General features: G+C 52.8%; 22 protein-coding genes. 18 read left to right on the top strand and 4 right to left on the bottom strand.

Annotated features, from left to right (window positions below; translation table 11 throughout):
* Nucleotides 1-14 precede the first annotated feature (14 nt).
* The 3 genes from MKY86_RS16205 to MKY86_RS16195 are packed head-to-tail and all read left to right on the top strand — an operon-like array spanning nt 15 to nt 3,443.
* Nucleotides 15-1,322, top strand: a complete 1,308-nt coding sequence (locus MKY86_RS16205; RefSeq protein WP_076079321.1) for a hypothetical protein — start codon at nt 15-17, stop codon at nt 1,320-1,322.
* Nucleotides 1,315-2,013 carry a response regulator transcription factor gene (locus tag MKY86_RS16200; RefSeq protein ID WP_076079320.1) on the top strand — a complete coding sequence of 233 codons (699 nt, stop codon included), beginning with the start codon at nt 1,315-1,317 and terminating at the stop codon, nt 2,011-2,013. Before MKY86_RS16205 ends, MKY86_RS16200 begins: the two co-directional genes overlap by 8 nt.
* On the top strand, nt 2,010-3,443 hold the full coding sequence (locus MKY86_RS16195) for a sensor histidine kinase (RefSeq protein WP_076079319.1): 1,434 nt from the start codon (nt 2,010-2,012) through the stop codon (nt 3,441-3,443). The genes MKY86_RS16200 and MKY86_RS16195 overlap by 4 nt, the downstream gene beginning before the upstream one ends.
* 89 nt (nt 3,444-3,532) lie before the next feature.
* Here the strand turns inward: MKY86_RS16195 and MKY86_RS16190 are convergent, their stop codons facing one another.
* Nucleotides 3,533-4,756, bottom strand: a complete 1,224-nt coding sequence (locus MKY86_RS16190; protein ID WP_076079318.1) for a glucose-1-phosphate adenylyltransferase — start codon at nt 4,754-4,756, stop codon at nt 3,533-3,535.
* A 216-nt stretch (nt 4,757-4,972) separates the two neighbouring features.
* Here MKY86_RS16190 and glgB point away from each other — a divergent pair, with 216 nt between their 5' ends.
* Together glgB and glgA are read left to right on the top strand one after the other, a co-directional pair.
* Nucleotides 4,973-6,889 (top strand): 1,4-alpha-glucan branching protein GlgB, encoded by a 1,917-nt coding sequence (gene glgB, locus MKY86_RS16185; RefSeq protein ID WP_076079317.1) that lies wholly within the window; start codon nt 4,973-4,975, stop codon nt 6,887-6,889.
* A 45-nt stretch (nt 6,890-6,934) separates the two neighbouring features.
* The gene (gene glgA, locus MKY86_RS16180; RefSeq protein ID WP_076079316.1) at nt 6,935-8,371 is read left to right on the top strand and encodes a glycogen synthase GlgA; all 1,437 of its coding nucleotides are present in this window, start codon (nt 6,935-6,937) and stop codon (nt 8,369-8,371) included.
* 127 nt (nt 8,372-8,498) lie between these two features.
* Here glgA and MKY86_RS16175 read toward each other — a convergent pair whose 3' ends face one another.
* Entirely contained in the window at nt 8,499-10,250 is a 1,752-nt protein-coding gene (locus tag MKY86_RS16175; RefSeq protein WP_076079315.1) for an alpha-glycosidase, read from the bottom strand.
* A gap of 232 nt (nt 10,251-10,482) precedes the next feature.
* Between MKY86_RS16175 and MKY86_RS16170 the strand changes: the two genes are divergently transcribed.
* The 4 genes from MKY86_RS16170 (at nt 10,483) to MKY86_RS16155 (ending at nt 14,445) form a co-directional block, all read left to right on the top strand.
* Complete coding sequence (locus MKY86_RS16170; RefSeq protein WP_076079314.1) at nt 10,483-11,307, top strand: transporter substrate-binding domain-containing protein; 825 nt, start codon at nt 10,483-10,485, stop codon at nt 11,305-11,307.
* Between the two features lie 134 nt (nt 11,308-11,441).
* A complete protein-coding gene (locus MKY86_RS16165; protein WP_076079313.1) occupies nt 11,442-12,101 on the top strand; it encodes an amino acid ABC transporter permease in 660 nt (219 codons plus the stop codon).
* Complete coding sequence (locus tag MKY86_RS16160; protein ID WP_036726484.1) at nt 12,088-12,810, top strand: amino acid ABC transporter ATP-binding protein; 723 nt, start codon at nt 12,088-12,090, stop codon at nt 12,808-12,810. Before MKY86_RS16165 ends, MKY86_RS16160 begins: the two co-directional genes overlap by 14 nt.
* A 108-nt stretch (nt 12,811-12,918) precedes the next feature.
* Nucleotides 12,919-14,445 (top strand): Ppx/GppA phosphatase family protein, encoded by a 1,527-nt coding sequence (locus tag MKY86_RS16155; protein WP_076079312.1) that lies wholly within the window; start codon nt 12,919-12,921, stop codon nt 14,443-14,445.
* Here MKY86_RS16155 and ppk1 read toward each other — a convergent pair.
* A complete protein-coding gene (ppk1, locus tag MKY86_RS16150) occupies nt 14,393-16,513 on the bottom strand; it encodes a polyphosphate kinase 1 (protein WP_076079311.1) in 2,121 nt (706 codons plus the stop codon). The two genes, MKY86_RS16155 and ppk1, sit on opposite strands and share 53 nt — an antisense overlap.
* Before the next feature lie 299 nt (nt 16,514-16,812).
* Between ppk1 and MKY86_RS16145 the strand changes: the two genes are divergently transcribed.
* Nucleotides 16,813-17,496 carry a 3D domain-containing protein gene (locus tag MKY86_RS16145; RefSeq protein ID WP_076079310.1) on the top strand — a complete coding sequence of 228 codons (684 nt, stop codon included), beginning with the start codon at nt 16,813-16,815 and terminating at the stop codon, nt 17,494-17,496.
* Between the two features lie 115 nt (nt 17,497-17,611).
* Here MKY86_RS16145 and MKY86_RS16140 read toward each other — a convergent pair whose 3' ends face one another.
* Nucleotides 17,612-18,514 carry a polysaccharide deacetylase family protein gene (locus MKY86_RS16140; RefSeq protein ID WP_083685079.1) on the bottom strand — a complete coding sequence of 301 codons (903 nt, stop codon included), beginning with the start codon at nt 18,512-18,514 and terminating at the stop codon, nt 17,612-17,614.
* 174 nt (nt 18,515-18,688) lie between these two features.
* Here MKY86_RS16140 and MKY86_RS16135 point away from each other — a divergent pair, with 174 nt between their 5' ends.
* The 8 genes from MKY86_RS16135 (at nt 18,689) to MKY86_RS16100 (ending at nt 25,235) form a co-directional block, all read left to right on the top strand.
* Nucleotides 18,689-19,729 carry an NADH:flavin oxidoreductase/NADH oxidase gene (locus tag MKY86_RS16135; RefSeq protein WP_076079309.1) on the top strand — a complete coding sequence of 347 codons (1,041 nt, stop codon included), beginning with the start codon at nt 18,689-18,691 and terminating at the stop codon, nt 19,727-19,729.
* An 86-nt stretch (nt 19,730-19,815) separates the two neighbouring features.
* A complete protein-coding gene (locus tag MKY86_RS16130; protein ID WP_036726496.1) occupies nt 19,816-20,520 on the top strand; it encodes a dihydroorotate dehydrogenase electron transfer subunit in 705 nt (234 codons plus the stop codon).
* The gene (locus tag MKY86_RS16125) at nt 20,513-21,445 is read left to right on the top strand and encodes a dihydroorotate dehydrogenase (RefSeq protein ID WP_076079308.1); all 933 of its coding nucleotides are present in this window, start codon (nt 20,513-20,515) and stop codon (nt 21,443-21,445) included. Before MKY86_RS16130 ends, MKY86_RS16125 begins: the two co-directional genes overlap by 8 nt.
* Nucleotides 21,446-21,532: 87 nt before the next feature.
* Nucleotides 21,533-21,883, top strand: coding sequence for a prenylated flavin chaperone LpdD (lpdD, locus tag MKY86_RS16120; RefSeq protein ID WP_339248860.1), 351 nt, complete (start codon nt 21,533-21,535; stop codon nt 21,881-21,883).
* A 68-nt stretch (nt 21,884-21,951) separates the two neighbouring features.
* Nucleotides 21,952-22,620, top strand: a complete 669-nt coding sequence (locus MKY86_RS16115; RefSeq protein WP_036695416.1) for a PspA/IM30 family protein — start codon at nt 21,952-21,954, stop codon at nt 22,618-22,620.
* Between the two features lie 126 nt (nt 22,621-22,746).
* Nucleotides 22,747-23,157, top strand: a complete 411-nt coding sequence (locus MKY86_RS16110; RefSeq protein WP_036726501.1) for a DUF350 domain-containing protein — start codon at nt 22,747-22,749, stop codon at nt 23,155-23,157.
* Nucleotides 23,158-23,198: 41 nt separating this feature from the next.
* Complete coding sequence (locus tag MKY86_RS16105; protein WP_036726503.1) at nt 23,199-23,705, top strand: DUF4178 domain-containing protein; 507 nt, start codon at nt 23,199-23,201, stop codon at nt 23,703-23,705.
* Between the two features lie 183 nt (nt 23,706-23,888).
* Nucleotides 23,889-25,235, top strand: a complete 1,347-nt coding sequence (locus MKY86_RS16100; protein WP_076079306.1) for a molybdopterin molybdotransferase MoeA — start codon at nt 23,889-23,891, stop codon at nt 25,233-25,235.
* Nucleotides 25,236-25,506 lie beyond the last annotated feature (271 nt).

Below are 25,506 nucleotides of genomic sequence, written 5' to 3'. Positions count from 1 at the left end.
TAAGGAGAGCGTAAATGAAGTTGAATATGCGTATGCGTCTACTGGGAGGAATTGCCGCAGCCGCCCTGTCGCTGTTTGCCCTGTCGGGCTGCACCTTCATCAGCGATCCGGTATCCCAGATGAGGGTGCCCCAGCTGCCTGCGGACAAGGCTTCGCTGATGGCAGCCATCAATTCTTCCTTGAAGGCACTGGATGGCACGTTGATCCGTCCGGACAATGATGATAACAGCTCTATTTTTACAGAGGACCTGGACCGGGATGGCGTGATGGAGACGCTTGTGTTCTACCAGACGAAGAATGAAGCCGTGGTTAATCACGGGATGATTCTGGAGAAGCAGGGGGAGGCCTGGGTCAAGAAGCTTACGTTCGATGGTGTTGGTAACAACCTTGATTCTGTAGATCTTCAGGATGTAACTGGTGACGGTAAGCTCAACATTATTGCCGGTTATTCCCGCACGGAAGATAAGGGTGTGAAGGGCATGGTTGTCTACAGTTATTCCGGGGGAGTGCTGGAAGAGATTCTAAGCAAGCCATATACCAAATATATCATCGATGATCTGAATGAAGACAGGATTGTGGATATTACCGTGGTGTACTTCAAGCGTAATGAATTCGCTACAATAACTACCTACCAGTATAATGACGGCTTCAAGGTGCTGGATGAACTCGACGATCTGGACCCCTATTTCAATAGTTATTACAATATTGTCTCAGGAAAAGTAGCTGCAAATAAAGAAGGTATAGTTCTGGATTCTGCTGTGGATGCGCGTTCTGCTTATACAACCTTAGTTGTAATGGAGAATAACAAACTGCGTGTCTCTATTCCAGGGGATAGCCACACCTTCAAGGACCGCAGAATTGTCAGCGAGGATATTGATCTGGACGGCATTATTGAGATTGGCTTGCTAGTTCCCCCCAAGGGCTGGGAGTATTTCGACCCGGAGACCATTCCCTATTTCAATTCTTATTACAAATGGGACGGGAAAGACGGCCTGACCTTCAGTACCCAGCTCTACAATGATCCGCTGGACCGGTTCACGATTAACTTCGCCCCCGAATGGCAGGAGCGGGTGACGGTGGACACGAAGTCGGTTCAGAACAAATCACTCAAATTTATTATGACGGATACCGGAGAGACGGTTGCTGAAGTGAAATTCTTCTCGCCTGCGGAATGGGACAATGTGAAGAACACCGGCTGGAAGCTGCTCGGACGCGATCTGGATAAGATGATTGGATACCGGGGAGAACTGGAACAGAGTACAATCGGAGGAGAGGACGGACGAATCAAATCCTCTATTGAAAGGAAGGGAATCGATGAGTAAAGTACTGATATTGGAGGATGAAGAGTCCATCCGCAGTTTTATTGTCATTAACCTGAAGCGCAATGGCTTTGAGGTGCTGGAGGCGGCAGACGGTAACGAGGCGCTGCACAAGCTGACCACTATACATGATATTGATATCGCCCTGCTGGATGTGATGGTGCCCGGCATCGACGGCTTTGAGGTATGCAGACGCATCCGGGAGACCAATGAACGGCTGGGGATTATTTTCTTGACAGCCAAGGTACAGGAGCAGGACAAGGTCTATGCGCTGTCGGTGGGAGCAGATGACCATGTCAGTAAGCCGTTCAGTCCCACTGAGCTGATCGCACGTATCCAGTCGCTGCTGCGCCGGGTCAATGTTCACCGCGAGCAGTCAGCCAAGGTATCGTTCCAGTCAGGGCCATTCACTCTGGATCTGATCTCCAAGCAGTTCAAGCGGAGCGGGGAAGCCATTGAGCTTACGCCAACAGAGTTCTCGCTGGTGCAGTTCTTCCTGGAGAAGGAGAATACGCCGCTCAGCCGTGACTCCCTGCTTGATCATGTCTGGGGCAAGGAATATATGGGGGACCCCAAGATTGTTGACGTCAATATCCGCCGGTTGCGCCAAAAAATTGAGAATAATCCATCGGAGCCTGAATACCTGCAGACGGTGTGGGGACATGGCTATAAATGGAAGGGCCAGGTACAATGATTAAGAAGGGGATGCGCAGACAGATTGTACTGCACTATATTCTTGTAGTCTTTGTAGCGCTTCTCCTGGTCGAGACGATCTTCCTTCTGTCGATCCGCACCTATTATTACAACAGTATCTACAGCAAAATCACCACGCACATCAGTGTGGCCGAGACATTGGTGAAATATGAATTTTCAGGAGACAGGTCACAGGCCCAGCTGCAGAAGCTGCTTAGATTATTCAATGTGGAGTTTACCGAGCTGGAGGTCCTGACGCTTAAAGGGGATATTATTACCAGTTCAACCGGGTTCCAGCCGGACCGGACGATTACCACCAGTGATGTTCCCGAGGCAGTAGGCGGTAGTATCGGACGTTGGGTGGGCCGCCAGGCAGGTACCAATGAGAATGTCATGGCAGTATCCAAAATGGTGCAGATCACCGCTCATGACACTTATGTCTTGCGCTATCTGACGTCGATGGAAGGCGTGAACAATAATCTGCTTAACCTTACTCTGCTCTCCATTGCCATCGGTGTAGCAGTCCTCACCATCGTGCTGCTGCTCAGCTTCGGGCTCGCCAATTCGATTGTGCGTCCGCTGAATAATATTACGGCCGTGTCGGCGCAGATGGCGAAGGGCAAGTTCACGACCCGGATCAAAGGCGATTACCGGTACGAGATCGGCGAACTCGCTTCAACGCTCAACTATATGGCGGACGAGATTGTCCGCAGCAACCAGATTAAGGATGATTTCATCTCCTCGATCTCTCATGAGCTGCGCACTCCGCTGACCAGCATCAAGGGCTGGAGCGAGACGCTGGTCTCCGGCGGCTATGACCCTGAAGAGACCAAGCTTGGGGTCGGAATTATCTCCAGGGAGAGTGACCGGCTGATCGGGCTGGTGGAGGAGATCCTCGACTTCTCGAAGCTGCAGCAGAACGAAATGAAGCTGTCGATGGGGCAGGTGGATATTAAGGTTCTGCTGCAGGAGACACTGCTCAATATCTGGGCCAAGGCCGAGAAGAAACGGATTCATCTGCTGCTGGAATGTGAGGAGACGATTTTCATCAAGGCGGATGCCAACCGCCTCAAGCAGGTCTTCCTCAATCTGGTGGATAATGCGGTGAAGTTCTCGCCGGAGGATTCGAGCATCGTGCTGTCGGCGGAGCGTCTATCCGGTACCGAGATGGCTGTCACTGTCCGTGACAGCGGTATTGGCATTAGTGAAGCGCACCTGGCCAGAGTACGGGACCGCTTCTTCCAGGTCGATGCCCTTAACGGGGGAACGGGCCTCGGGCTGGCGATCTCCCAGCAGATTGTGGAGCTTCATAACGGCAAGCTGGAAATGGACAGTGAGCTGGGCAAGGGTACTCAGGTTACCGTCATTCTGCCGCTTGAGGACAGCCAGCAGGGGAATGCCCGTCCCAGCAACTCACCGGTAACTTCATAAGCAAGCATACAAAAGGGATACAGCATTCGTCCGGACAGACCGGAGCTGTATCCCTTTGTATGTAGCAGCCCTAAGGGCTGAACGATTATTTATGAAGGCATTCCTTCCGCACGCAGACGGCCGGCCTTCTCATAGACCTCCTGAAGCAGGCGGGCAGGCTGGGTACGGACCAGCGGCTTGGCAGCTACAATCTCATGCGGGCCGACAACGACAATGTTGTCTGCACTGCCTTTGATCACAGCGCCGTCCTTGATCACAGCACCTTCACCGATAATGGCGTGTTCAATCAGAACACCGCGTCCAATACGGGCACCGGGCATTACCACACTCTGCTTGATTCTGCTCTGCTTGCCGATCTCTACACCGCTGAAGATGACCGAGCGCTGAGGGCTGCCTTCGAGCTGGCAGGTTTCGTGAATCAGGCAATCTGCTGAAGCCGCTTGTTGAGTGCGAGGTCTGATCGCAGCCAGCTTGGTGCGTTGTGCACGGCTGTACATCGGCCAGCGTGAGTTATCAAGCTGGAAGCCGTCTTCTTGCAAGAGATCCATATGAGCTTCCCAGAGGCTGCCAACGGTACCCACATCTCTCCAGTAGCCCTCGAAGCGGTAAGCGAACAGTTCATCATTCGCATCCAGCATGGATGGAATGACATCCTTACCGAAGTCATGACCGGACTCCGCATTTGCAGCATCCCGCAGCAAATGAGCCTTCAAATACGCCCACTCGAACAGATAAATACCCATGGAAGCCAGGTTGCTCTTCGGCGCCTTCGGTTTCTCGGCAAATTCAGAGATCTTGAAATCTTCATCCACGTTCATCACGCCGAAGCGGCTCGCTTCATCCCAAGGAACCTCCATAACCGATATCGTTGCCTTCGCAGACTTGGCGATGTGATAATCCAGCATTTTGCGGTAATCCATGTGATAGATATGGTCTCCCGACAGGATAAGAACATGCTCCGGATTCTGACTGTCAATATATTCAATATTCTTATAAATAGCATCGGCGGTGCCTGTATAGCTGTCTCTGCCTTCAATCCCAGAAGGGAGCAGCCTTACACCCCGGTCACTGCGGCTATGCAAGCCCCAGGGCTCGCCTTCACCGATATGTTGATGCAAGGATTCTGCTTCGTACTGAGTCAATACTCCGATGGTGTCGATCTTGGAATTCACACAATTGCTTAGGGGAAAATCAATAATTCGGTACTGTCCGCCGAAAGGGACTGCAGGCTTAGCCATGCTGGAAGTCAACGGGGCTAATCTGCGGCCTTCCCCGCCTGCCAGGAGCATGGCGATACATTCTTTCTTACTCATGTGTTATCCCTCCCATTTTTTTGTCAATGCTTGTAATATACACGCAGAACAAGCGCTTGAAACGACATAGGTGAATTATATTGCTGCATATCTGCAAAAATTACATGTTTATTTTCAGTATTCAGAAATTGCCCCGACTTCTCTCAAAATCATTTTCAAAATCTATATATTCGGGTAATGTAATAGGTGCATCATATATCCTAAGGTGGTGATGATTTGGCCGATTTACCAAAAACAGAAAACCTCCCGTCCGCTGAAGATATTTATCTGTTCCATGAGGGCACGAATTATCGCAGCTATACGATGCTTGGCGCGCACATTGCCGTCCAAGAAGGGCAGGCCGGCGTTCGCTTTACCGTGTGGGCTCCTCATGCGGCATATGTAGGACTGGCGGGAGATCATAACAGCTGGGATGGAACATCCGATCTTGATACGTTATATAAGATACCCGATTCAGGATTTTGGAGTCGTTTTTTTCCGGGAATGGAGCCGGGAACTTTTTACAAATACAGGATTACAGGAGCAGATGGTACAAGCTTCCTCAAAGCAGACCCATATGCCTTCCACGCGGAAGTTCGCCCGGCAACAGCATCCGTTGTAGCGAATCTGGACGGCTACAAATGGGGGGATGCTGCTTGGAGGCGGAAGAGCAAAGGTCCGTATCAGGCACCCATGAATATTTATGAAATGCATCTGGGCACCTGGCGGCAAAAGGAAGACGGCGAACTCTATACTTATCGGGAGATCAGCAGTCTGCTGATTCCTTACCTGAGCGAAATGAGCTATACCCATGTGGAGTTTATGCCGCTCGCTGAACATCCTTATGATCTGTCCTGGGGCTACCAGGGAACCGGTTATTTTGCGGCTACCAGCCGCTTCGGAGAGCCGCAGGATCTGATGTATCTGATCGATCAGCTGCATCAGGCCGGCATCGGGGTCATTCTGGACTGGGTTCCTGCCCATTTTGCCAAGGATGCTCATGGCCTACGCCTGTTCGATGGTTCGCCGCTGTATGAGTATGCTGATCCGATGCTGGCGGAGAAGCCGGGCTGGGGCACCTTGTCCTTCGATTTCAGCAAGCCGGAAATCTCATCCTTCCTGATTTCCAATGCCTTGTTCTGGTTCGAGAAGTATCATATTGACGGCATGCGCGTGGACGCGGTTACGAGTATGCTGCGGCTTGATTTCGAGAAGGAACCCCATCAGTACCGGACGAATGAGCATGGCGGGCTGGAGAATCTGGAGGCCATCCGGTTCATTCAGCAGCTCAACCAGACGATCTTCCGGTATTATCCGAAGGCGCTCATGATGGCGGAAGAATCCAGTGCCTGGCCGGGAGTAACCTCGCCGGTGCATGAAGGGGGCCTAGGCTTCAACTACAAATGGAATATGGGCTGGATGAATGACACCTTGGGCTACATAGAACGGGATTTCGATTCGCGCCCTTATCATCATAATTTGTTGACCTTCCCGATATGCTATGCGTATGCCGAGAACTATACACTGCCGCTGTCGCATGACGAAGTGGTGCACGGTAAGAAGTCGCTGCTGGACAAAATGCCGGGGTCCTATGAGCAGAAATTCGCCGGTCTGCGCCAGCTTCTCGGATATCAAATCAGCCATCCGGGCAAGAAGCTGCTGTTCATGGGCGGAGAGTTCGGGCAATTCATTGAATGGAAGGATCAGGATCAGCTCGACTGGCTACTGCTGGATTATGAGAGCCACCGGCGGATGCAGGCCTATACAGCTGCGCTGAATAAGCTATACCTTGCCGAAAAAGCGCTGTGGGAGCTCGATCATGACATGACGGGCTACCAGTGGATCGATGCCGATGACAGCGGGCAGAGTATCGTATCTTATATCCGCAGAGGCAAACGTCCGGTGGATACACTGCTGATTATCATCAACTTCCAGCCGGCCGAGCGCCGCCATTACCGTATTGGCGTGCCGCGTCCGGGTGTTTATGAAGAGTTATTTAGCTCGGAGAGCAACGAATACGGCGGATCGGGCTTCCATAATGAGCCGCTGAAGAGCACCAAGACCGAGTGGCATAATCAGGTGAACAGTATAGAACTGACCCTGCCGCCACTTAGCTTCTTGGTGCTTAAGAAGTCAGGCCGCAAGACCGTTTAAGGGCAGGAAGTGTCCGAATAAGCCACTATATAAGGGGGAGATGGAATGAAAGTATTATTTGCCGCGGCGGAAGCCCATCCATTTATCAAAACAGGCGGACTGGCCGATGTCATCGGCGCTTTGCCAAAGGCCCTCAAGGCGGCCGGGGTCGATGTCCGGGTAATTTTGCCCAAATACAAAGGAATTCCTGAGAAGTATTCCGCTCAGATGGAGCATGTCGCTACTCTGGAGGTCCCGATTGGCTGGCGCAATCAGTATTGCGGGATCGAAAAGGTGGTATTTGAAGGGATTCCCGTCTATTTCATCGACAATGAGTACTACTTCGGCCGTGACGGAATCTATGGCTATATGGATGACGGCGAGCGGTTCGCGTACTTCAACCGGGCGGTGCTGGAATGCCTGCCGGCCATTAGCTTCCAGCCGGATGTAATCCATTGCCATGACTGGCATGCTGCGGTTGTACCGCTGCTGCTGCAGGCACATTACCGGCATAATCCGTTCTACAGTGAGATGCGTACGGTATTCACCATACATAATCTCCTGTATCAGGGAGTCTTCCCGTATACCGTGCTAGGTGAGCTGCTGGGTCTGGACGACAGTTATTTCCTGGGCGTGGAGTATTACGGGAATGTGAATTATATGAAGGGCGGGATTGTCTACAGTGACCATGTCACCACCGTCAGCCCGACTTATGCCGATGAGATCCGGACCCCGTACTACGGCTATGGTCTCGATGGTCTCCTGACTGCGCGCTCTGACGCGCTCAGCGGCATTGTGAACGGAATTGATACTAAGAGCTATAATCCGTCCAGTGACAGTGCAATCTTCACCAAGTACCGTTCCAACCTGGCTAAGAAAGCCGAGAACAAGCTGGGACTCCAACAGGAGCTTGGATTGCCGGTGGCCCCTTACATTCCAATGGTAGCTATGGTTACGCGTCTGGTGGATTCCAAGGGACTGGATCTGCTAACCCGTGTGCTGGATGAGCTGCTGTACTATGATGATATTCAGTTCGTACTGCTGGGGACGGGGGATGAAGTTTACGAACGCTGGTTCCGCGAGGCACAGTGGCGTTATCCGAACAAGCTGTCCTCACAGATTACCTTCAGTGATGCCTTGTCCCGCAAAATCTACGCCGCCAGCGACATCTTCCTGATGCCGTCCAAATTCGAGCCTTGCGGCATCAGCCAACTCCTCGCGCTGCGTTACGGCAGCATTCCGGTGGTCCGTGAGACAGGCGGGCTGAACGATACCGTGCAGGCATACAACGAATACACCGGAGAGGGCAACGGCTTCACCTTCAAGGATTATAACGCCCATGATATGATGCATACGCTCCGCCGCGCCGTATCGTTCTACCACAAGCCCGAGCACTGGAAAAAAGTAGCCAAAAACGCATTCTCCGGCGACTACAGCTGGAACGTATCCGCTCAGCAGTATATTGATATTTATAACAAGATTACTGTGACTGCAGCGGAATAGGTACAGTAAGGTTTAGATGGGAAAAGGCACCCCTCAGTTCATGATGAACTAAGGGATGCCTTTTTGACGTTGTTCACCGCAACGGCGACCATGCAACGTGTTCAAAACTTAAATGTGTCTAATTTCATCAAGCCTCCACAATATGCCGGAACAGAATCCGGTACTCGTACGGCTCCAGTGCCACATTCATCATCCCGCGTTCCGGGGCTACTGCTTCGCCGGTCAGCGCATCCAGCCAGTCACTGGTCTCCATCGGGTGGCTGAGCGTGCGTTGCTGCGGTGAATTGTTCATCCAGACCGTGAAGTGGATCAGCTCATCTGCGCGCTCATAGACAATGCACGGGTCATGCTCACAGGCCTGAAGAATCCGGAAGCGGCCTTCACGAAGCGCCTTATGCTCCTTGCGCAAACTAATCATCATCCGGTAAAAGTCATACAGCTCGCGGTCCTGCTTGCCCTGATCCCATTCCATACATTTGCGGCAATCCGGGTCCTCGTAGCCCGTCAGGCCAATCTCATCGCCGTAATAGATGCAGGGGGTGCCCATGAAGGTGAACAGGAAGACGACCGTCAGCTTCAGCTTCCGTTTGTCTTCACCAAGCACGGTGAGCAGGCGGGGGGTGTCATGGCTGCCAAGCAGATTGAAGACCACCTCGTTCGTCTGCTGCGGATAACGCATGAGCAGGCCGCCGATCCGGTGACCGAAGGTGATGCCGTCCATCCCGCCGTTGAAGAATTCCAGCACCGTCCCCGAGAAGGGATAGTTCATCACCGAATCGAACTGGTCGCCGAGCAGCCAGGTTAAGGAGTCGCTCCATACCTCGCCGACGATGTAGGCATCCGGGTTCGCGGCCTTGACCACCTTGCGGAAATCACGCCAGAAGTGATGGTCCACCTCGTTGGCCACATCCAGCCGCCAGCCGTCCACCTTGATCTCCTTGATCCAGTATTCGGCCACCTCCAGCAGATAAGATTTTACTTCATGATTGGCGGTGTTGAACTTCGGCATATTGCCGTAGAAGCCGAACGTGTCATAGGTGGGAATACCGTCTACAATCTCAGCCGGAAAAGAGTTCACATGGAACCAGTCCCGGTAGACGGAGTACTCCCCTTTGGCCAGCACATCCTGGAAGGGCGGGAACTGATCGCTGCAATGGTTGAACACCGCGTCAAGCATGACGCGCAGGCCCCGTCTGTGGCATTCCTCGACAACCTGCTTCAGCAGCTCATTATCGCCGAAATGCGGGTCAACTCTCCGGTAATCCACAATGTCATATTTATGGTTGGAAGGGGAGACGAATAGCGGCGTGAAGTAGAGGGCGTTGACGCCCAGCTCCTGCAGATCATCCAGATGGTCCAGCACGCCCTGAAGGTCACCGCCGAAGAAATTATTCAGCTCGGGCTTGCCGCCCCAAGGCTGCGTGCCTTCCGGATTAATCAGGGGATTGCCATTCGCGAAACGCTCGGTCATGATCTGGTAGAATACGGCATCCTTTGCCCAGGGAGGAACCCGGAACAAGTCGATCCCGTGGATATAGGGGAATTCGTAGAAGTGATTCGGCGGCGGAGGACACTCAGAGCGAATACCGTTATCGAGCAGATAGACCGTCTCCATACCCTTACTTACGCGAAAAGTATAGCTAAGCCGCTTATATTTGGGCCGGACCGCCGCTTCCCAGTAGTCGAATTTGTCATCGGAGGCGGCCTTCTCCATAATAATGTCATAAGAGGTATGCTGCCAATCATACTTGTCGCCGGTGAGGGCGACTACGTAGTCCACATCATCACGTTTGGTGCGCACACGCAGATGAATCGTTTCAGTATCATAGGCATAGGCCCATTTGTCACGGGGAACATGGTACATCGCTTCAAGCAGCATAGTAGCACCTCCTGTAAGTTGGGTGGAAGCTGTAATGATTCGTGCGGCATTTGGAGATAATCTATAGTAGATAGTATTATATACCACCTTCATAGGATGTGCATTTTTTTGTCGCCGTAACAGGTTTTTGTCACAAAATCGTCTTTGCATATTCATGCGAAGTGATTTATAATAAGTCGGTCCATGGGACGGATAGAATAGAGAATATAAATAGAACAGGGAGACGAGACAAATGAACAAATGGGGTAAACTTTCTATGGGACTGCTGCTGGCAGCAGGACTCTTGGCCGGATGCGGCTCCAATAACGATAAGAACAATACCGCAGCAAGCGGAAATGGCGGTGCTGCAAGCACGGAGGCGCCAGCCAAGAAGCTGATTATGGGTACAAGCGCAGACTTTCCTCCATATGAATTCCACAAGATGGTTGAAGGTACGGATACGATTGTTGGTTTCGATATCGAGATTGCCAAGGAGATCGCCGCTGATTTGGGCCAGGAGCTGGAGGTTAAGGATCTTCCGTTTGACTCTTTGCTGAATGAGCTGGCAAGCGGCCGGATCGATATGGTGATCTCGGGACTTAGCCCGACACCGGAACGCGCTGAAGCTGTAGGTCTTTCGGACATCTACTATAAGGCAGAGCAGGCTGTCGTAGTGCGTGAAGCCGACAAGGACAAATTCGCTACCATGGACGCACTGAAGGGCGCCAAGATCGGAATTCAGACCGGTTCCATCCAGGAGGGGATCGCCAAGGGTATCGAAGGCGCACAGCTGACCTCCCTCAGCAAAATCTCCGAAATCGTCCTGCAGCTGCAGTCGAACCGGGTGGATGCTTCCATCATGGAAGGACCTGTTGCCAAGTCCTTTGTGAAGAACGTCAAAGGCCTCGTGATCACGGATGCTAAGCCGGAGGTTGAAGATGACGGCTATGTCATCGGTGTGAAGAAGGGCAACACCGAGCTGCTCGATCAAGTGAATAAGACACTCGGACGGCTGAACTCCGAAGGCAAGATTGATGAATTCGTAGCGGCAGCGAGCGAGCTAGCTGAGAGCAAATAACACGCGAAGCCGCATATACGGTTAGCGGAGATCAAGATAGGCCCGCAGCTGGTTGCGGGATCATGCTCTACCATGCAGAAAATGGCGGTGATCCGCCGTTTTCTATTTTTTTGAGAAGAGGAGGGTTTGAGGCAATGAATATATTCGATATGGCTTATGAGTACCGCAATTTATTCTTATCCGGTCTGCAGTACACACTGCTGCTTGCGGTGCTGGGGGTATTCTTCGGTTTCGTACTAGGCATCCTGGTTTCGCTCCTGCGGATGTCCAAATGGAGAATTCTGCGCTTTATTGCCACCGCATGGGTGGAATTCTTACGCGGGACGCCGATGCTGGTGCAATTGTTTCTGATTCACTACGGCCTGCCGGAGTTTGGTATTTCGCTGTCCCCGATTCAGTCGGGTGCGATCACACTTACGATTAACAGCTCGGCATATCTGGCTGAGATTTTCCGTGCCGGAATTCAAGGGGTGGACCGCGGCCAGATGGAGGCGGCTCGTTCACTCGGAATGAAGCAGGGTATGACCATGCGTTACATCATTTTGCCGCAGGCATTGAAGAACGTATTGCCTGCCATCGGCAACGAATTCATTACAATTATTAAGGAGTCCTCTATCGTATCGATGATTGGTGTAGCGGATCTGCTGTTCCAAGCCAGAACAATAACCACCATTACTTATGAAGGACTTAGTCCGCTGCTTGTGATTGCGGTCATGTATTTCGTACTAACATTCACACTATCCAAGCTGCTGGGTATATTGGAACGGAGGCTGAACACGGATGATCGAGGTTAAGAACCTGCGGAAGAGCTTTGGAAAGCTGGAGATCCTGAAGGGCATTGATCTGAATATTCACAAGGGTGAGGTCGTTGTTGTCATCGGTCCCAGCGGATCGGGTAAAAGCACCTTCCTGCGCTGCCTGAACCTGCTGGAGCAGCCCACAGGCGGGGAGATCAGCTTCGAGGGTCAATCCATTACCGCGAAGCGGCATGACATCAACGTGACCCGCGAGAAAATGGGGATGGTGTTCCAGCAATTCAACCTGTTCCCGCACAAATCCGTGCTGCAGAACATTATGCTCGCTCCGCTCAAGGTGAAGAAGCAGCAGGCTGCTGAGGCCGAGAAGTACGCGATGGAGCTGCTGCGGACTGTAGGCCTTGAAGACAAGCGCGATGCTTATCCGGCGCAGCTCTCCGGCGGACAGAAGCAGCGGATCGCAATCGCCCGGGCGCTGGCTATGCAGCCGCATGTCATGCTGTTCGACGAGCCAACCTCGGCGCTGGACCCGGAGATGGTCGGTGAAGTGCTGGAGGTTATGAAGCAGTTGGCGGTGAACGGCATGACCATGGTGATTGTGACGCACGAGATGGGCTTCGCCCGTGAAGTGGGGGACCGGATCCTGTTCATGGACGGCGGAGTGATTGTGGAGCAGGGGACACCGGCAGAGGTATTCGGCCATCCCAAGCATGCCCGCACGCGCGATTTTCTCAGCAAGGTATTATAGTAGACTGGCTAATAACCCCGCTGTATGGGGTTATTTTATTTTGGCGGAGTGCACAATGGGTGATATAGTATACAAATGATCAATCTACTTGAAAAGGAGTACATACAGATGAGAGATGATCTTTGCCGGATCGGCATTATTGATATTGGTTCCAACTCTATACGACTTGTAATTTATGACACGACGCAGGCAGGCGGCTACAAAATCATCAAGGAATGTAAGTACTCTGCCCGTTTGAGCGAGAAGATTACGAAGGAGGGCAGGCTGGAGAAGAAGGATATGGATACGATCATACCTGTTCTTCAGCAGTTCAAGGAGATTTGTGATGATTTTGAAGTAGAGAGAATCCGCGCAGGCGCCACCGCCGCCATTAGGAATGCAGCGAACTCAGCGGAGATCATCAGCTATCTCTCAGAGGCTTCGTCGATTCCGATTGAGGTGGTCAGCGGATATCAGGAGGCGTATTTCGGCTTCCTTGGGGTGATTAATGCTTTTGACGTCCAGGATGGCTTCGTGATTGATATCGGCGGGGGCAGTACCGAGGTTACCTTATTCCGCGGACGGCGTTATCAGCAGAGTATCTCGTTCCCGTTCGGTGCGGTCAACACCAATCAGATGTTCAGCCAGGGCGGCAACTGGAATGCGGATCAGCTCCGCAAGCTGCAATTATACGTAACCGGCAGGCTGGTGGAGCATGACTGGCTATCGACGGGCACTGGACTTCCGCTATACGGGCTGGGAGGAACGCTTCGCTCACTGGCTAAGCTCGATCAGAGGAACCGGGATTATTCGCTGCCTAATTCCCATGGTTACGCGCTGGAGAACGAGACGATCGAACGGTTCATGGAGGTTCTGCCTGCTACTTCGTTTGAGAAGCGCAAGGATCTGGACGGGCTGTCCAAAAGCCGGGCGGATATCATCGTGTCCGGGCTGATTATTTTCCATACCGTCTATCATTACATTGGTGCCAGCCGGGCGCTGATCAGCGGCGAAGGCCTGCGTGAGGGCATGCTGCATGATCTGCTGGAGCCGGAGCAGCCGGTGCGTGACAGCGCGCTGGAGTACAGTCTGGATACGATTATCCGCTTCGATATCCGTACCTCCAAGCGGCATCTCGACCATATCAACAAGCTGGCGCTGAGCCTGCTGGAGGCCTTTGATCGGGAAGGGGACCGGGAGGAGCAGGAGATGCTGGTCTATGTGGCGATTATGCTGCACCGGACAGGCTCCAACATTAACTATTATCAATCCAAGCGGCACACTCACTACTGGCTGATGAATTCACCCATCCGGGGACTGACGCACCGCCAGCTGATTCTGAGCGCGTACATCGCTTCCTACAGCACAAAAAGCCGGAAGCAGAAACTGTCCCTGATGCATAAGGACATTTTGCTGCCTTCCGACGAGGAATGGATTCATAAGCTGGGTACATTAGTGCAGTTAAGCATTGCGCTGGACAGCACCGAGATCGGCATTGTCAGCGGGCTGAAGTCCCGTCTGCATAATCATACGCTGGATCTGGAGCTTCAGGGCGGACAAGTGCTTATCGGCCTGGAGGACATTGAGAATGCACTCAAAGCCTTCAGGAATGCTTGGTCGGTGAAGGTAAAGCTCGGCTTCCCTTCCAGCGGGTAACATCCATAGCGGCGAACTGGCTCCGGAGCGGGGCCTTTTTGTCGTCGATCCGTTCATAATATCCGTTGGGCTGAAGGAAGCTGGATTTGACATTGTCCATCAGCGACAGCTCCAGAATCTTGACAATCTGACCGCGGATACTGCTATCCTTCACCGGACACATCAGCTCGATCCGCCGGGTCAGGTTGCGTGTCATCCAGTCGGCACTGGACAGGTAGACCTCAGGATCGCCGCCGTTCTCGAAGTAATAGATGCGTGAATGCTCCAGGAAGCGGTCCACAATGCTGCGTACCGTAATGCGCTCACTGAGGCCTTCAATTCCCGGACGCAGACAGCAGACTCCCCGGACGATCAGGTCGATAGACACTCCCGCCTGGGCAGCGCTGTACAGATAATCAATAACCTCCTGGTTCGACAGAGAGTTCATCTTGGCGATAATCCGTGCAGGCCGGCCTGCGGCGGCATGCTCCGCTTCACGCAGAATCAGCTTCTGGAGCGACAAGCTCATGTTGGTCGGCGCTACGATGAAGGAGTTCCAATTGTAATTGGCAGAGTAGCCCGTCATTTGATTGAACAGCTCTGACGCATCCAGGCCAATCTCATGATTGGCAGTGAACAGGCTAAGGTCGGTATAGGCTTTGGCGGTACTGTCATTGTAATTGCCTGTTCCCACGTGAACATAGCGGCGCAGCTCTGAGCCTTCCTGGCGGACGATCAGCGTCACCTTGGCATGGGTCTTGAGGCCGACAAGACCGTAGACCACGTGGCAGCCGGATTGCTCCAGCTTGCGTGCCCAGGCAATATTGCGTTCTTCATCGAAACGGGCCTTCAGTTCCACCACAACGGTTACCTGTTTGCCTGACTCGGCAGCGTTGGCCAGCGCCGCAATCAGCGGAGACTTGCCGCTGACCCGGTACAGCGTCATCTTGATCGCCATGACCTGCTCATCCTCGGAAGCCTGGGTAATGAAATCCGCCATGGCATCGAAGGATTCATACGGATGATAGACCAGCACATCACGGGTGCTCAGCACCTCGAAGAAATCCTCATTCTCCTCGAATTCTGCCGGATACATCGGCTCGACAGGCGGGTTGAGCAGATAGCTGAAGCCCTTCAGACTGCCGGTGAAGCTGCGCAGGAAGCCGAGATCAAGCGGACCTTCAATTTCGAAGAGGAAGTCCTCCAGCTCGAATTCAGCCTGAAGCTGCTCCAGTGCATAGGGATGGATGCCTTTCTGGACCTCCAGACGGGCAGGCACACCACGCCGGCGTTTGCGGAGCTCCTTCTCAATCTCCTCCAGCAGATCCTCCGCACCTTCTTCATCTATCGTCAGGTCGGAGTTACGGGTCAGGCGGAATTCGCTGACAGCTACCGGATCATAACCGCTGAATAAGGTCTGAATATGATGGCGGATCACATCTTCAATGAATACGAATTGCCGTTTTTTGCTGTTCGAGCGGTGAGGCAAGGGAATGCAACGCGGCAGATTGGACGGAATCTGCAGAATGGCGAAGTAAGGCTCATCCTCCTGGCTGTCCTTGCGTGTCAGCACGACAGCCAGATAGATGAATTGGCTGTGAACCAGCGGGAACGGACGGCTCTGGTCCACGGCCATCGGAGTCAGCACAGGGAAAATAATATCACGGTAGTATTCCTCAACCGACAGCTCCTGTGCCGGTGTCAAGTCTTCATAATCAACGAACACAATGCCCTCTTTGTGCAGGCTGCGTGAAATATCCTTAAAGGTGCGGTACTGGTCGGCGACGATTTTGGTCACCCGTTTGCTGAGGCGTTTATAGAGGCCGGAGGGTGTGTAGCCGGTAAAATCTTTTTTGGTATATCCCGCCCGGATCTGATCCTGGATGCCCGCTACCCGGACACTGATGAACTCATCCAGGTTACTCGACACAATGGCCAGGAATTTGGCCCGCTCAATCAGCGGGTTCTCCGGGTCCTGTGCCTCGCCGAGCACCCGGCGGTTGAACTCGATCCAGCTGAGGTCACGGTTAAGATAGGCTGTTGCAGGACTGATATTGTTGATTTTTTTCTCATCTGTATTCACGTTCATGGACCCTCCAAGTTGCTTCAATGTCTAGTTAAGATATCGTATTCTTTCATTCTACTATTTGCTTAAGCGAGAAATGTTAAAACTGTGTAAAATTTTTGCGAATATTCAGGAAACATGGCATAATTCTGCAGAGTCTCTTCAAAATGATTAAGAATATGTAATATTTACATCCTTGATAACGCTTTATTAGGGCTAATTATTTCCAATATCCACAAAAACATAGCCAATGGTTACAAAGTTGTGATATATTCATTACTGTTAGTTTACAAACCGCGCGTCACCATTGAAGGAGGCAATTCATGAAACTCAAGATCAGAGCCATCACCGCCCTGGCGGCCGTACTGGGACTCGGCACCTTGCTTCACGCAGCTCCCGTTCAAGCCAACAGCGTACATATCGCTGGAGAGACTACAACCTATTATACTCTATCCAATCATTATGGCATAAGCGTAGAAGAGCTTATGAATGCGAACCCGCAGATTTCAGCGCTAAATATTTATCCCGGGCTGAAATTCACCATCCCGGGTGATGTTCAAGCCAAGACTGTGGCTGCAGCCAATACTGCAGCAGCTTCAGTAGAAGCTGTGGATGCTGCAGAAGTTCAAGCCTTGAGTGTGCAGCCGGCAACCAACACTGTTCAAGCCTGGGGCAAAGAATTCAATTATGCCAAAGTGCTGCAGGTCAAGGCTTCCGCCTATTCCTCAGCAGCCAGCGAGAATGGCAAGTGGGGCGCAGTCGATTATTTCGGCAATACGCTGAAGCTCGGAACCATCGCCGTTGACCCGAGCGTGATTCCGCTGGGAACGAAGGTGCTCGTAACCGGGTATACCCATCCGGGCCTTCCGAAGCAAGCTTTCGTAGCTACAGCCACGGATATGGGGAGCGCGATCAAGGGCAACCGGATCGATATCTTTATTCCGGGCAGCCAGAGCTTTGTAGCCGATTTCGGTTATCAGTATGTACATTTATATATTATTGAATAAACCGATAATGATAAGTTGCACCACTGCAAGCATAACAGTTATTAATGAAAAGGAAACAAAACCAGGCAGCTTCGCCGGTTTTGTTTCCTTTTTTGTTACCCTGCTTATCAAGCGGTTATTTGCTTTTGCTGACCTGGAGCATCTGGGGAACGGTTACGAAGCTGTATCCGCGCTGGCGCAGATTGCTGATAATCTCGGGCAAGGCCTGCAATGTTCCCTGAAGATTACTGCCCCTGCCGCCGCCCCCGTGCTGTAGGATGATGGCCCCTCTGCCGGCCCGGGAGAGGATGTTATGCTTGACCTGATTTTTGGACAGCCCTCTCCAGTCGAGCGAGTCGACGTTCCAGTTCACCAGCTTATAGCCATGCGCTTTCGCCCATTTAAGCTGCGGCTCGTTGATATCGCCATACGGCGGGCGGATCAGCTTTGGCTTGTATCCGGCCAACAGCTGCAGAATATTCTCCGTCCGGATAATCTGGATGCGGAAGGCATTCATACTCAGCTTGCTGAACTGGGGGTGATTATAGGAGTGATTGCCGATAGCATGGCCTTCGCGGATCATCCGGGCTACCAGGGCGGGATGCTTCTCCGCACGGCTGCCGACCACGAAGAATGTAGCTTTGACTTTATATTTGCGCAGCACATCCAGGAGCTGCGGGGTGAAGCGCGGATCAGGCACATCATCGAAGGTGAGAGCGATCATTTTGCGGCGGGGACCCTGGGTCTTGAGGGTCTCCGGGTATTTGCGCAGCAGCTGGCTGAGGGAGAGGCCTTTGCTTTTTTTATGGCGCCTTACTGAAGACTGGGAGGCCGCTGATCCCGCCGGTACCGCCGTTTGCTCTTCAATAGAAGCTTGTGGCCGGCAAGATGGCAGGATCTCTTGTGCTGGCACTGGCGCAGGACTATCAGCCGCTGTAGCAGAGACAGACACAAGCTCCGCAGCCGGTGCAGGAGCAGACAGGGCCAGGGCAATGACGGTTATGAGCAGCACAATGCGGCGGAATATTACCAGTTTCATCGGAATGATGCCTCCTCCAACCACGGGTCCGGTTATTTTAGAATATAAGGGTTGTTATTTCCAAGCAGCCGTGAAATTATGCCGTACAGGCAGCAGAGCATTCAAAGATTTATCACATCCGCAAATCGTTGTATACTGAAATGGATCATAGATACGGGAAGGATGGAGACAAGAATGACCGATTTGTTCACACCTTATGAACTGAAGGCTCTGACCCTGAAGAACCGCGTGGTCATGCCTCCAATGTGCCAGTATGCAGTTGAGAAGCAGGACGGTATTCCGACGGATTGGCATCATGTGCATTATGTCAGCCGGGCTGTCGGCGGGAGCGGCTTCATTATTGTAGAGATGAGCGGAGTTCACCCCGATGGACGGATCACGAACCGGGACACCGGGATCTGGGAGGACGGGCAGATTCCGGCGTTCAGGCGGCTGACGGATGCCGTTCATGCCCATGGTGCTAAGGTTGCCATCCAGCTAGGACATGCCGGCCGCAAGGCCGTCGATGCCGCTCCGCCGGTTGCACCTTCGGCAATCCCGTTTGATGATACCTATGCTATGCCCAAGGCGCTTAGCCGTGAAGAGATTGCGGAGCTGATTATCGCCTTCCGGGAAGCGGCGCGGCGCGCGGTTGAAGCGGGATTCGATACCGTTGAGCTACATGGAGCCCATGGATACCTCATTCACCAGTTCCTTTCCCCGCTATCCAATGTCCGGGATGATGAGTATGGCCAAGACCCCATCCTGTTCGGTGAACAGGTGGTAGAGGCGGTGCGTGAGGTGCTGCCGGCTGAGATGCCGCTAATCATGCGGGTGTCCGCCAAGGAATACGTCGAGGGCGGTTATGATGAAGCTTATGCGCTGGAATTCTGCCGCCGCTACAAGGATGCAGGCGTAGACCTGTTCCATGTATCCTCGGGCGGGGAGGGGCCGATTGGCTCGAATGGCGGCCCGAATGCCGGGCCGGCTTATCAGGTGGGCCTTGCTGAATACATACGCAGCGGATTACAGGTCCCTGTTATCGCTGTAGGGCGTCTGGAGTCATATGCGGAAGCGCAGGCGGTGATTACGGAGGCGAAGGCAGAGCTGGTAGCTATAGGCAGAGGTATGCTCAGCGATCCTTACTGGGTACTTCATGCTGCTGAGGCGCTGGGTGGAATTGATCCGTCCGAGCTGCCCGCACCTTATGTGCGCGGAATCTGGAACAAGAAATAGAGGGTATCATTTGTGAATAATGTCACAGATTTTAAGTTCCTTCTCAGGCATGGTTAATAAGATTAAATTTGAAGGAGCTTGATAACGTGGCGACGGTAATTAGTAATGAGCGGCTGGCTGAAGGAGTGTACCACCTGGTAGTTGAAGGAGGAAACAGCGGGGAGATGGGTCAGTTCTACATGCTGCGGGCATGGGGAGCCTATCCGCTGCTGTCCAGACCGCTTAGCATACATCAGGTGAATGATAACGGTGTTGAATTCTTATATCACGTAGTGGGTGAAGGAACAGAGATCCTTGCCGGACTGAATCCGGGCGATCCGCTGGAGCTGGAGGGACCGTTCGGCACAGGCTTCCCGCAGGTGGAAGGCAGGGTAGCTTTAGTGGGCGGGGGGATCGGAATTGCTCCGCTTTATTATTGTGCGCAGAAGCTTCCAGAGAGCGATATCTATCTCGGCTTCAGCCGCGAGCCGTTCCGTACAGAAGCCTTCCGTCCTCTGGCTGCTGAGCTGACCGTCGATGTAGGCGGACTGATTCTGGACAGCGTGGATTTCTCGGCGTATGACCATATCTTCGTCTGCGGCCCGCATCCGATGCTGAAGGCTGCACAGCTCAAGGGCAGCGCTCCAGATCCTGCGGGTAAGCGCCCTGACGTCTATCTGTCACTGGAGAACCGGATGGCCTGCGGAATCGGCGCTTGTCTGGTCTGCAGCGTCTCCTGCAAGGACGGGCAACGCAAAGCCTGCGCAGACGGTCCTGTCTTCCTGGCTGAGGAGGTATTATTCCATGATTAATACAACTGCAACGATTGCCGGTGTGTCCTTCAAGAACCCGATTGTAATGGCTTCGGGTACCTTCGGCTTCGGCCGTGAGTATGGCCGGTTATATGATGTGTCCCTGCTGGGCGGAATCTCCGGCAAGGGGCTTACGCTTCATGCCAAAGCCGGTAATCCCGGAATCCGCATCTATGAGACCCCTTCCGGGATGCTGAACAGCGTAGGGCTTGAGAATCCGGGAGTAGAGGCCTTTCTGGCCAAAGAGCTGCCGTATTGGGAGACACTGGATACCGCACGTATCGTGAATCTGGGCGGTAACACGCTGGCGGATTACGTGCTGGGTGCTGAGCTGATCCAGCGGGATGCGGATGCCCGTCTTCTGGCCGGAAAGCCGGCCGTGGATATGATTGAGCTGAATATCTCCTGCCCGAACGTGAAGGAGGGCGGAATTGCTTTTGGCGTGAAGACTCCGGCAGCGCAGGAAGTGGTTCGTGCGGTACGGGCGGCTACAAGTCTGCCGCTGGCCGTGAAGCTGTCGCCCAATGCCGAGGATATTGCGGAGATGGCTGTGATGTGTGAAGCAGAGGGGGCGGACGCCGTCTCTCTGATCAACACGATCTCCGGGATGAAGATCGACGTCCGCCGCCGCCGCAGTGTGTTCAATAACCTCTATGCGGGACTATCCGGACCAGCGATTAAGCCGGTGGCTCTGCGTATGGTGCATCAGGTAGCCCGCCGGGTAACCATTCCGGTAATCGGCATGGGCGGCATCACTTCAGCCACGGATATTATTGAATTTATTATGGCGGGAGCGACTGTAATACAGGTTGGAACCTACAATTTCATGAATTTGCGGGCGGGCAGCACACTTGTAGAAGAATTGCAGCAGTTTATGAAGGAAGAGAATATTTCCTCACTGGATGAGATCCGTGGTATTGTATAGGCAGCAAGCCGGTTTGCAATGATCTTTTTACCGCAGAATGAGAGATCTCTACAGCCTATGGTTAATATAAAGGGAGGGGAGTTCTGCTTGACAACGAATCTGGTGCATCCTGACGATATTGTGCTGTCCGAGACCGAGGTGGGCCGTGATCTGCTGCTGCTGATTACCGGGGGAGTGCGCCATATCGGTGCAGCAAGCACGGCGTACATGGACGGAGAATTCGCACGGGTGATGACCTCTGCCGTTCCCCATCATAAGGAGCATACGATCAGTGAAGCCATTGCGCTGAAGGCTGCTGCCGCATTGAACCGGACAGTCACGGTTGTGATGGGCATTCACTATGACGATCTGAGCAAAGAGGGCATCCTTGCGGTCGTAAATATTGTGAATGATAAGGTGGAGCAATATTTAGTACAGAAGGCCGGAACAAATTTTTGAAACGATCCCCATCTCCCTGCGTAAAAGATACCATTGAACAACTAACTTTTATTTTGGAGGAATGAACGATGTCTATATTTAAAAGATTGCGTGATCTGACCATGTCCAATGTGAATGCGATTATCGATAAAGCTGAAGATCCGGTTAAAATGACCGACCAGTACATTCGTGACATGACGGAGGATCTGGAGGATGCTGAGAAAGCGGTAGCTGCCCAGATCGCTATCGAGAAGAAATTCAAACAGTTGTATGAAGAGCAGGAAGCGCTGGTGAACAAGCGCAATCAGCAAGCACATGCAGCCGCGCAGGCCGGTAACGCCGATCTGGCCCGCCGTGCTCTTGAAGAGAAGAAATCGGCAGAAGCCAAGCTTGTAGAGTACAAGGCCAGCTTCGACCAGAACAAGGCTTCCGCCGACAACCTGCGCGGCAAGCTTGATGAAATGCGCAAACAGCTTACCCAGATGAAGAACAAGCGGGAGACACTCGTTGCCCGTTACAACGCTGCGAAGGCCCAGACCGAAATCAACAAAGCGATGAGCGGCTTCAGCTCCGACTCTGCTTCTGCCGGACTCAAACGGATGGAAGACAAGATGCTGCAGGCCGAAGCACAGGCAGAAGCCAGCAACGAGATGAGCTCGGGCAACAAGTCGCTCGATGATGAGTTCGAGAAGCTGGGCAAAGACCAGGCGGTTGAAGATGAGCTGGCTGCGCTGATGAAGCAATACGAGAAACAATAACATATTGGCATAAGCCGGACTTTAGGCAATTGTCCACAGGCGAAGGGGAGACAGAACCAGCGGTTTCTCCTTCGCTTTATGTTTGTCTTACCTGTTGTGAAATATGAACAAGCGGGGGCTGGAGTAATGGATTTCGATACCCTGGTGTCCATGGTAGTATGGACGGTCAGCGGCGCAGTACTGCTGTGTGTGCTGATGCTCGTGGATTCGCTGTTTACCCGTTATAATGATATGGAAGAGCTGAAGGCAGGGAATATGGCCGTGACTACCCGGCTGGTGTTGAAGCTGCTGTCACAAGGCTATATTTTATCGGCATCCATTGCTGCGGCGAACCGGCTCGGGACCGCCCTTATCGTCTCGATTGTCTCTTTTATCCTGTTATTTGTGCTGGAGAAGACGGTAGAGCAGCTCCTCAGCCGGTGGGGGAACCTTGAACTGGATCATGGCACTCAGCTTGGCAAGGTCGGCTACGGCCTGATGGCAGGCTCGCTGCATGTGACGGGAGCCTTGATTATTGCGGCCTTTATTCGCGGATAAGAAGAAGGGTTAGCGTACCAATCTGTAGGAGGATGATGGCTTTGGGTCTTTGGAAAAGAATCGGCAATCTGTTCTCGAAGCCGGAGGCGCCTAAAGCGCCCGCAAGCATGCTGACCCTGTCTCCCGGAGATATCTGTGAGGTCTCCCTGGTCACTTATGAAGTGACAGGCCGGACGAAGACAAGCGGCCGTAATGCAGTTGTACTGACGCTGCGTGACGGGAGCCGGATCGCTTATCTGTATATAGAAGAGCGGGAAGAGCTGCAATACAGATTGTATCACCCGATAGACGGGCGTCTGGACAGTCCCTCCGAGGTTCCGGCTACCCTTGAGCTGGATGACCGGACCTTTTATCTGGAGGAAGAATATGAAGGATATGCCGCCGTTACCGGGCAGACACCTTATATGAACGGCGGGGAGCAGCATGTCTGGCAATACCAGGCGGATGATTCGCGGCTGCTGCGCGTGGAATGGCAGAATGGACGGTTCATGCTCTATGAGGGTGAAAGTGTCCTTTCGGCTGATGTAAGAGTGATCCGCGCATCTTAAGCTGAACTGAAGCAGGGCTGCGGCTGCGCTGCTGACATCGGAATAGAATCGGAATGGAATAAGGGATGCAAGCGCTTGTTACAGGCCTGTGCATCCCTTTTGCCATGCCTTCATGTTAGAATAGGGCGTAATTGGTTTAATGAGCAGCAATCTACCGGAGAAGCAGAAGGAGTGAGTTCAACAGTGACTAACCGAGAGAATCATGACAAGGAATATAGCGAGGAAAATAACAAGGAATCCAATAAGGATTATAGTAATGATAAATTTCAGCGCGCAGCGCTTCAAGTTACAGAGGCGCAAGGCAGGCTGAAGCCTTATGCTGCGCTGCTTGCGCCGGAAGCTGTACCCCTGCATCTCAGCAGCGGGCGTTATCTGGCTGAGCCGGTTGCTGCACCACATCCCTTTCCGGCATTTGACCGCTCCAGTATGGACGGCTTCGCCGTGATTGCGGCAGATACTTTGGCGGCAGGAGACCCTGAGACGGTGTGGCTTGAAGTCATCGAAGTCATACCCTGCGGCGCAGTAGCCTCAAGAGAGATTACGGCTGGCACTGCTGCGCGCATAATGACGGGAGCGCAGATTCCAGACGGCGCAGATACAGTGATTATGATGGAAGCCACGGAGAACCGGAAGGAAGCTGGAGTCACTTATGTCGGTATCCGCAAGCCGCAAGAGCGGGGGCAGCATATTACCCCTTGCGGGCTGGAGCTTAGTACAGGTGATCCAGTGCTTCCTGAAGGGACTCTAATCGGCGCTGGCGAAATTGCTGTTCTGGCAGCGCTCGGAGTGCCGGAGGTTCTTGTACGCCGCAGGCCCAAGGTGGCGGTCTTCGCTACCGGGACTGAGCTGCTGGAGGTGGACGAGCCGTTAGTACCGGGCAAAATCCGCAACAGCAACTCACCCATGCTGGAGGCGCTAATCCGGGAAGCGGGCGGGGAGCCCGTGATGCTGGGTGCAATCATCGATGATCTGGAGCTGGCCCGCAGTAAGGTGCATATGGCACTGGAGAGCTATGATCTGGTGATTACTACCGGCGGCGTATCTGTCGGGGATTATGATATTATGGGTGATTTGGTCCGTGAGCAGAGCGGAGAGATGCTGTTCAATAAAATAGCCATGCGCCCCGGCAGCGTCACTACGGCAGCCGTTCGCAGCGGGAGCATCCTGCTCGCCTTATCCGGCAATCCGGGCGCCTGCTTCGTAGGATTCCAACTGTTTGCCCGTCCGGTCATCGGGCTGATGCAGGGTGCAGTACAGCCGTATCTGCCGGAGTGGACAGCGGTGCTGGGTGAAGATTATAAGCGGGCCAACAGCTTCACCCGCTATGTCCGCGCCCGTCTGGAGATCCGCGAAGCAGTTCTCTATGTTTATCCAGCCGCCGTGGACGAGTCATCCGTCACAGTTACGATCAAAGACAGCGATTGCCTGATCGTCATCCCGCCGGATAGCGGACAATTATCCGCTGGTGACAAAGTAACTGTGCTGAAGCTGCCGGGTGAGATTCGAGGGGAGCAGCACGGCAAGGCTTAGTATTTCTAGTATTGACCGGTCAGCAAAATGACAAGTCAAATGACAAACCAACTAAATCTTTATTATCAAATTTCATCATATGAAAAATTCATAATATAATCGCAAAACCCGGTCATTTATCTGGATAACGGTAGCTGATTGTATTTCCTGCAATAGAAAACGCATACTTGACCGTGAAATGAGATTCGATTGTATTTCATACAGTGGAATGTTGTGTTTTGGATGAAAAAGGGCCTTGGTACAACATTCAATTGTACCGAATACAATAGAT

Source organism: Paenibacillus sp. FSL R7-0333, from assembly GCF_038000365.1.
Taxonomy (GTDB): Bacteria; Bacillota; Bacilli; order Paenibacillales; family Paenibacillaceae; genus Paenibacillus_AQ; species Paenibacillus_AQ silagei.
This window is presented reverse-complemented; position numbering and strand designations above follow the sequence as displayed.

Coding starts and splice junctions, on each gene's coding strand:
- MKY86_RS16200 (WP_076079320.1), top strand. CDS start 1,315: ATGAGTAAAGTACTGATATTGGAGGATGAAGAGTCCATCCGCAGTTTT.
- MKY86_RS16175 (WP_076079315.1), bottom strand. CDS start 10,250: ATGCTGCTTGAAGCGATGTACCATGTTCCCCGTGACAAATGGGCCTAT.
- ppk1 (WP_076079311.1), bottom strand. CDS start 16,513: ATGAACGTGAATACAGATGAGAAAAAAATCAACAATATCAGTCCTGCA.
- MKY86_RS16205 (WP_076079321.1), top strand. CDS start 15: ATGAAGTTGAATATGCGTATGCGTCTACTGGGAGGAATTGCCGCAGCC.
- MKY86_RS16140 (WP_083685079.1), bottom strand. CDS start 18,514: ATGAAACTGGTAATATTCCGCCGCATTGTGCTGCTCATAACCGTCATT.
- MKY86_RS16190 (WP_076079318.1), bottom strand. CDS start 4,756: ATGAGTAAGAAAGAATGTATCGCCATGCTCCTGGCAGGCGGGGAAGGC.
- MKY86_RS16160 (WP_036726484.1), top strand. CDS start 12,088: ATGATCGAGGTTAAGAACCTGCGGAAGAGCTTTGGAAAGCTGGAGATC.
- MKY86_RS16165 (WP_076079313.1), top strand. CDS start 11,442: ATGAATATATTCGATATGGCTTATGAGTACCGCAATTTATTCTTATCC.
- MKY86_RS16135 (WP_076079309.1), top strand. CDS start 18,689: ATGACCGATTTGTTCACACCTTATGAACTGAAGGCTCTGACCCTGAAG.
- MKY86_RS16115 (WP_036695416.1), top strand. CDS start 21,952: ATGTCTATATTTAAAAGATTGCGTGATCTGACCATGTCCAATGTGAAT.
- glgA (WP_076079316.1), top strand. CDS start 6,935: ATGAAAGTATTATTTGCCGCGGCGGAAGCCCATCCATTTATCAAAACA.
- MKY86_RS16145 (WP_076079310.1), top strand. CDS start 16,813: ATGAAACTCAAGATCAGAGCCATCACCGCCCTGGCGGCCGTACTGGGA.
- MKY86_RS16195 (WP_076079319.1), top strand. CDS start 2,010: ATGATTAAGAAGGGGATGCGCAGACAGATTGTACTGCACTATATTCTT.
- MKY86_RS16155 (WP_076079312.1), top strand. CDS start 12,919: ATGAGAGATGATCTTTGCCGGATCGGCATTATTGATATTGGTTCCAAC.
- MKY86_RS16110 (WP_036726501.1), top strand. CDS start 22,747: ATGGATTTCGATACCCTGGTGTCCATGGTAGTATGGACGGTCAGCGGC.
- MKY86_RS16170 (WP_076079314.1), top strand. CDS start 10,483: ATGAACAAATGGGGTAAACTTTCTATGGGACTGCTGCTGGCAGCAGGA.
- MKY86_RS16125 (WP_076079308.1), top strand. CDS start 20,513: ATGATTAATACAACTGCAACGATTGCCGGTGTGTCCTTCAAGAACCCG.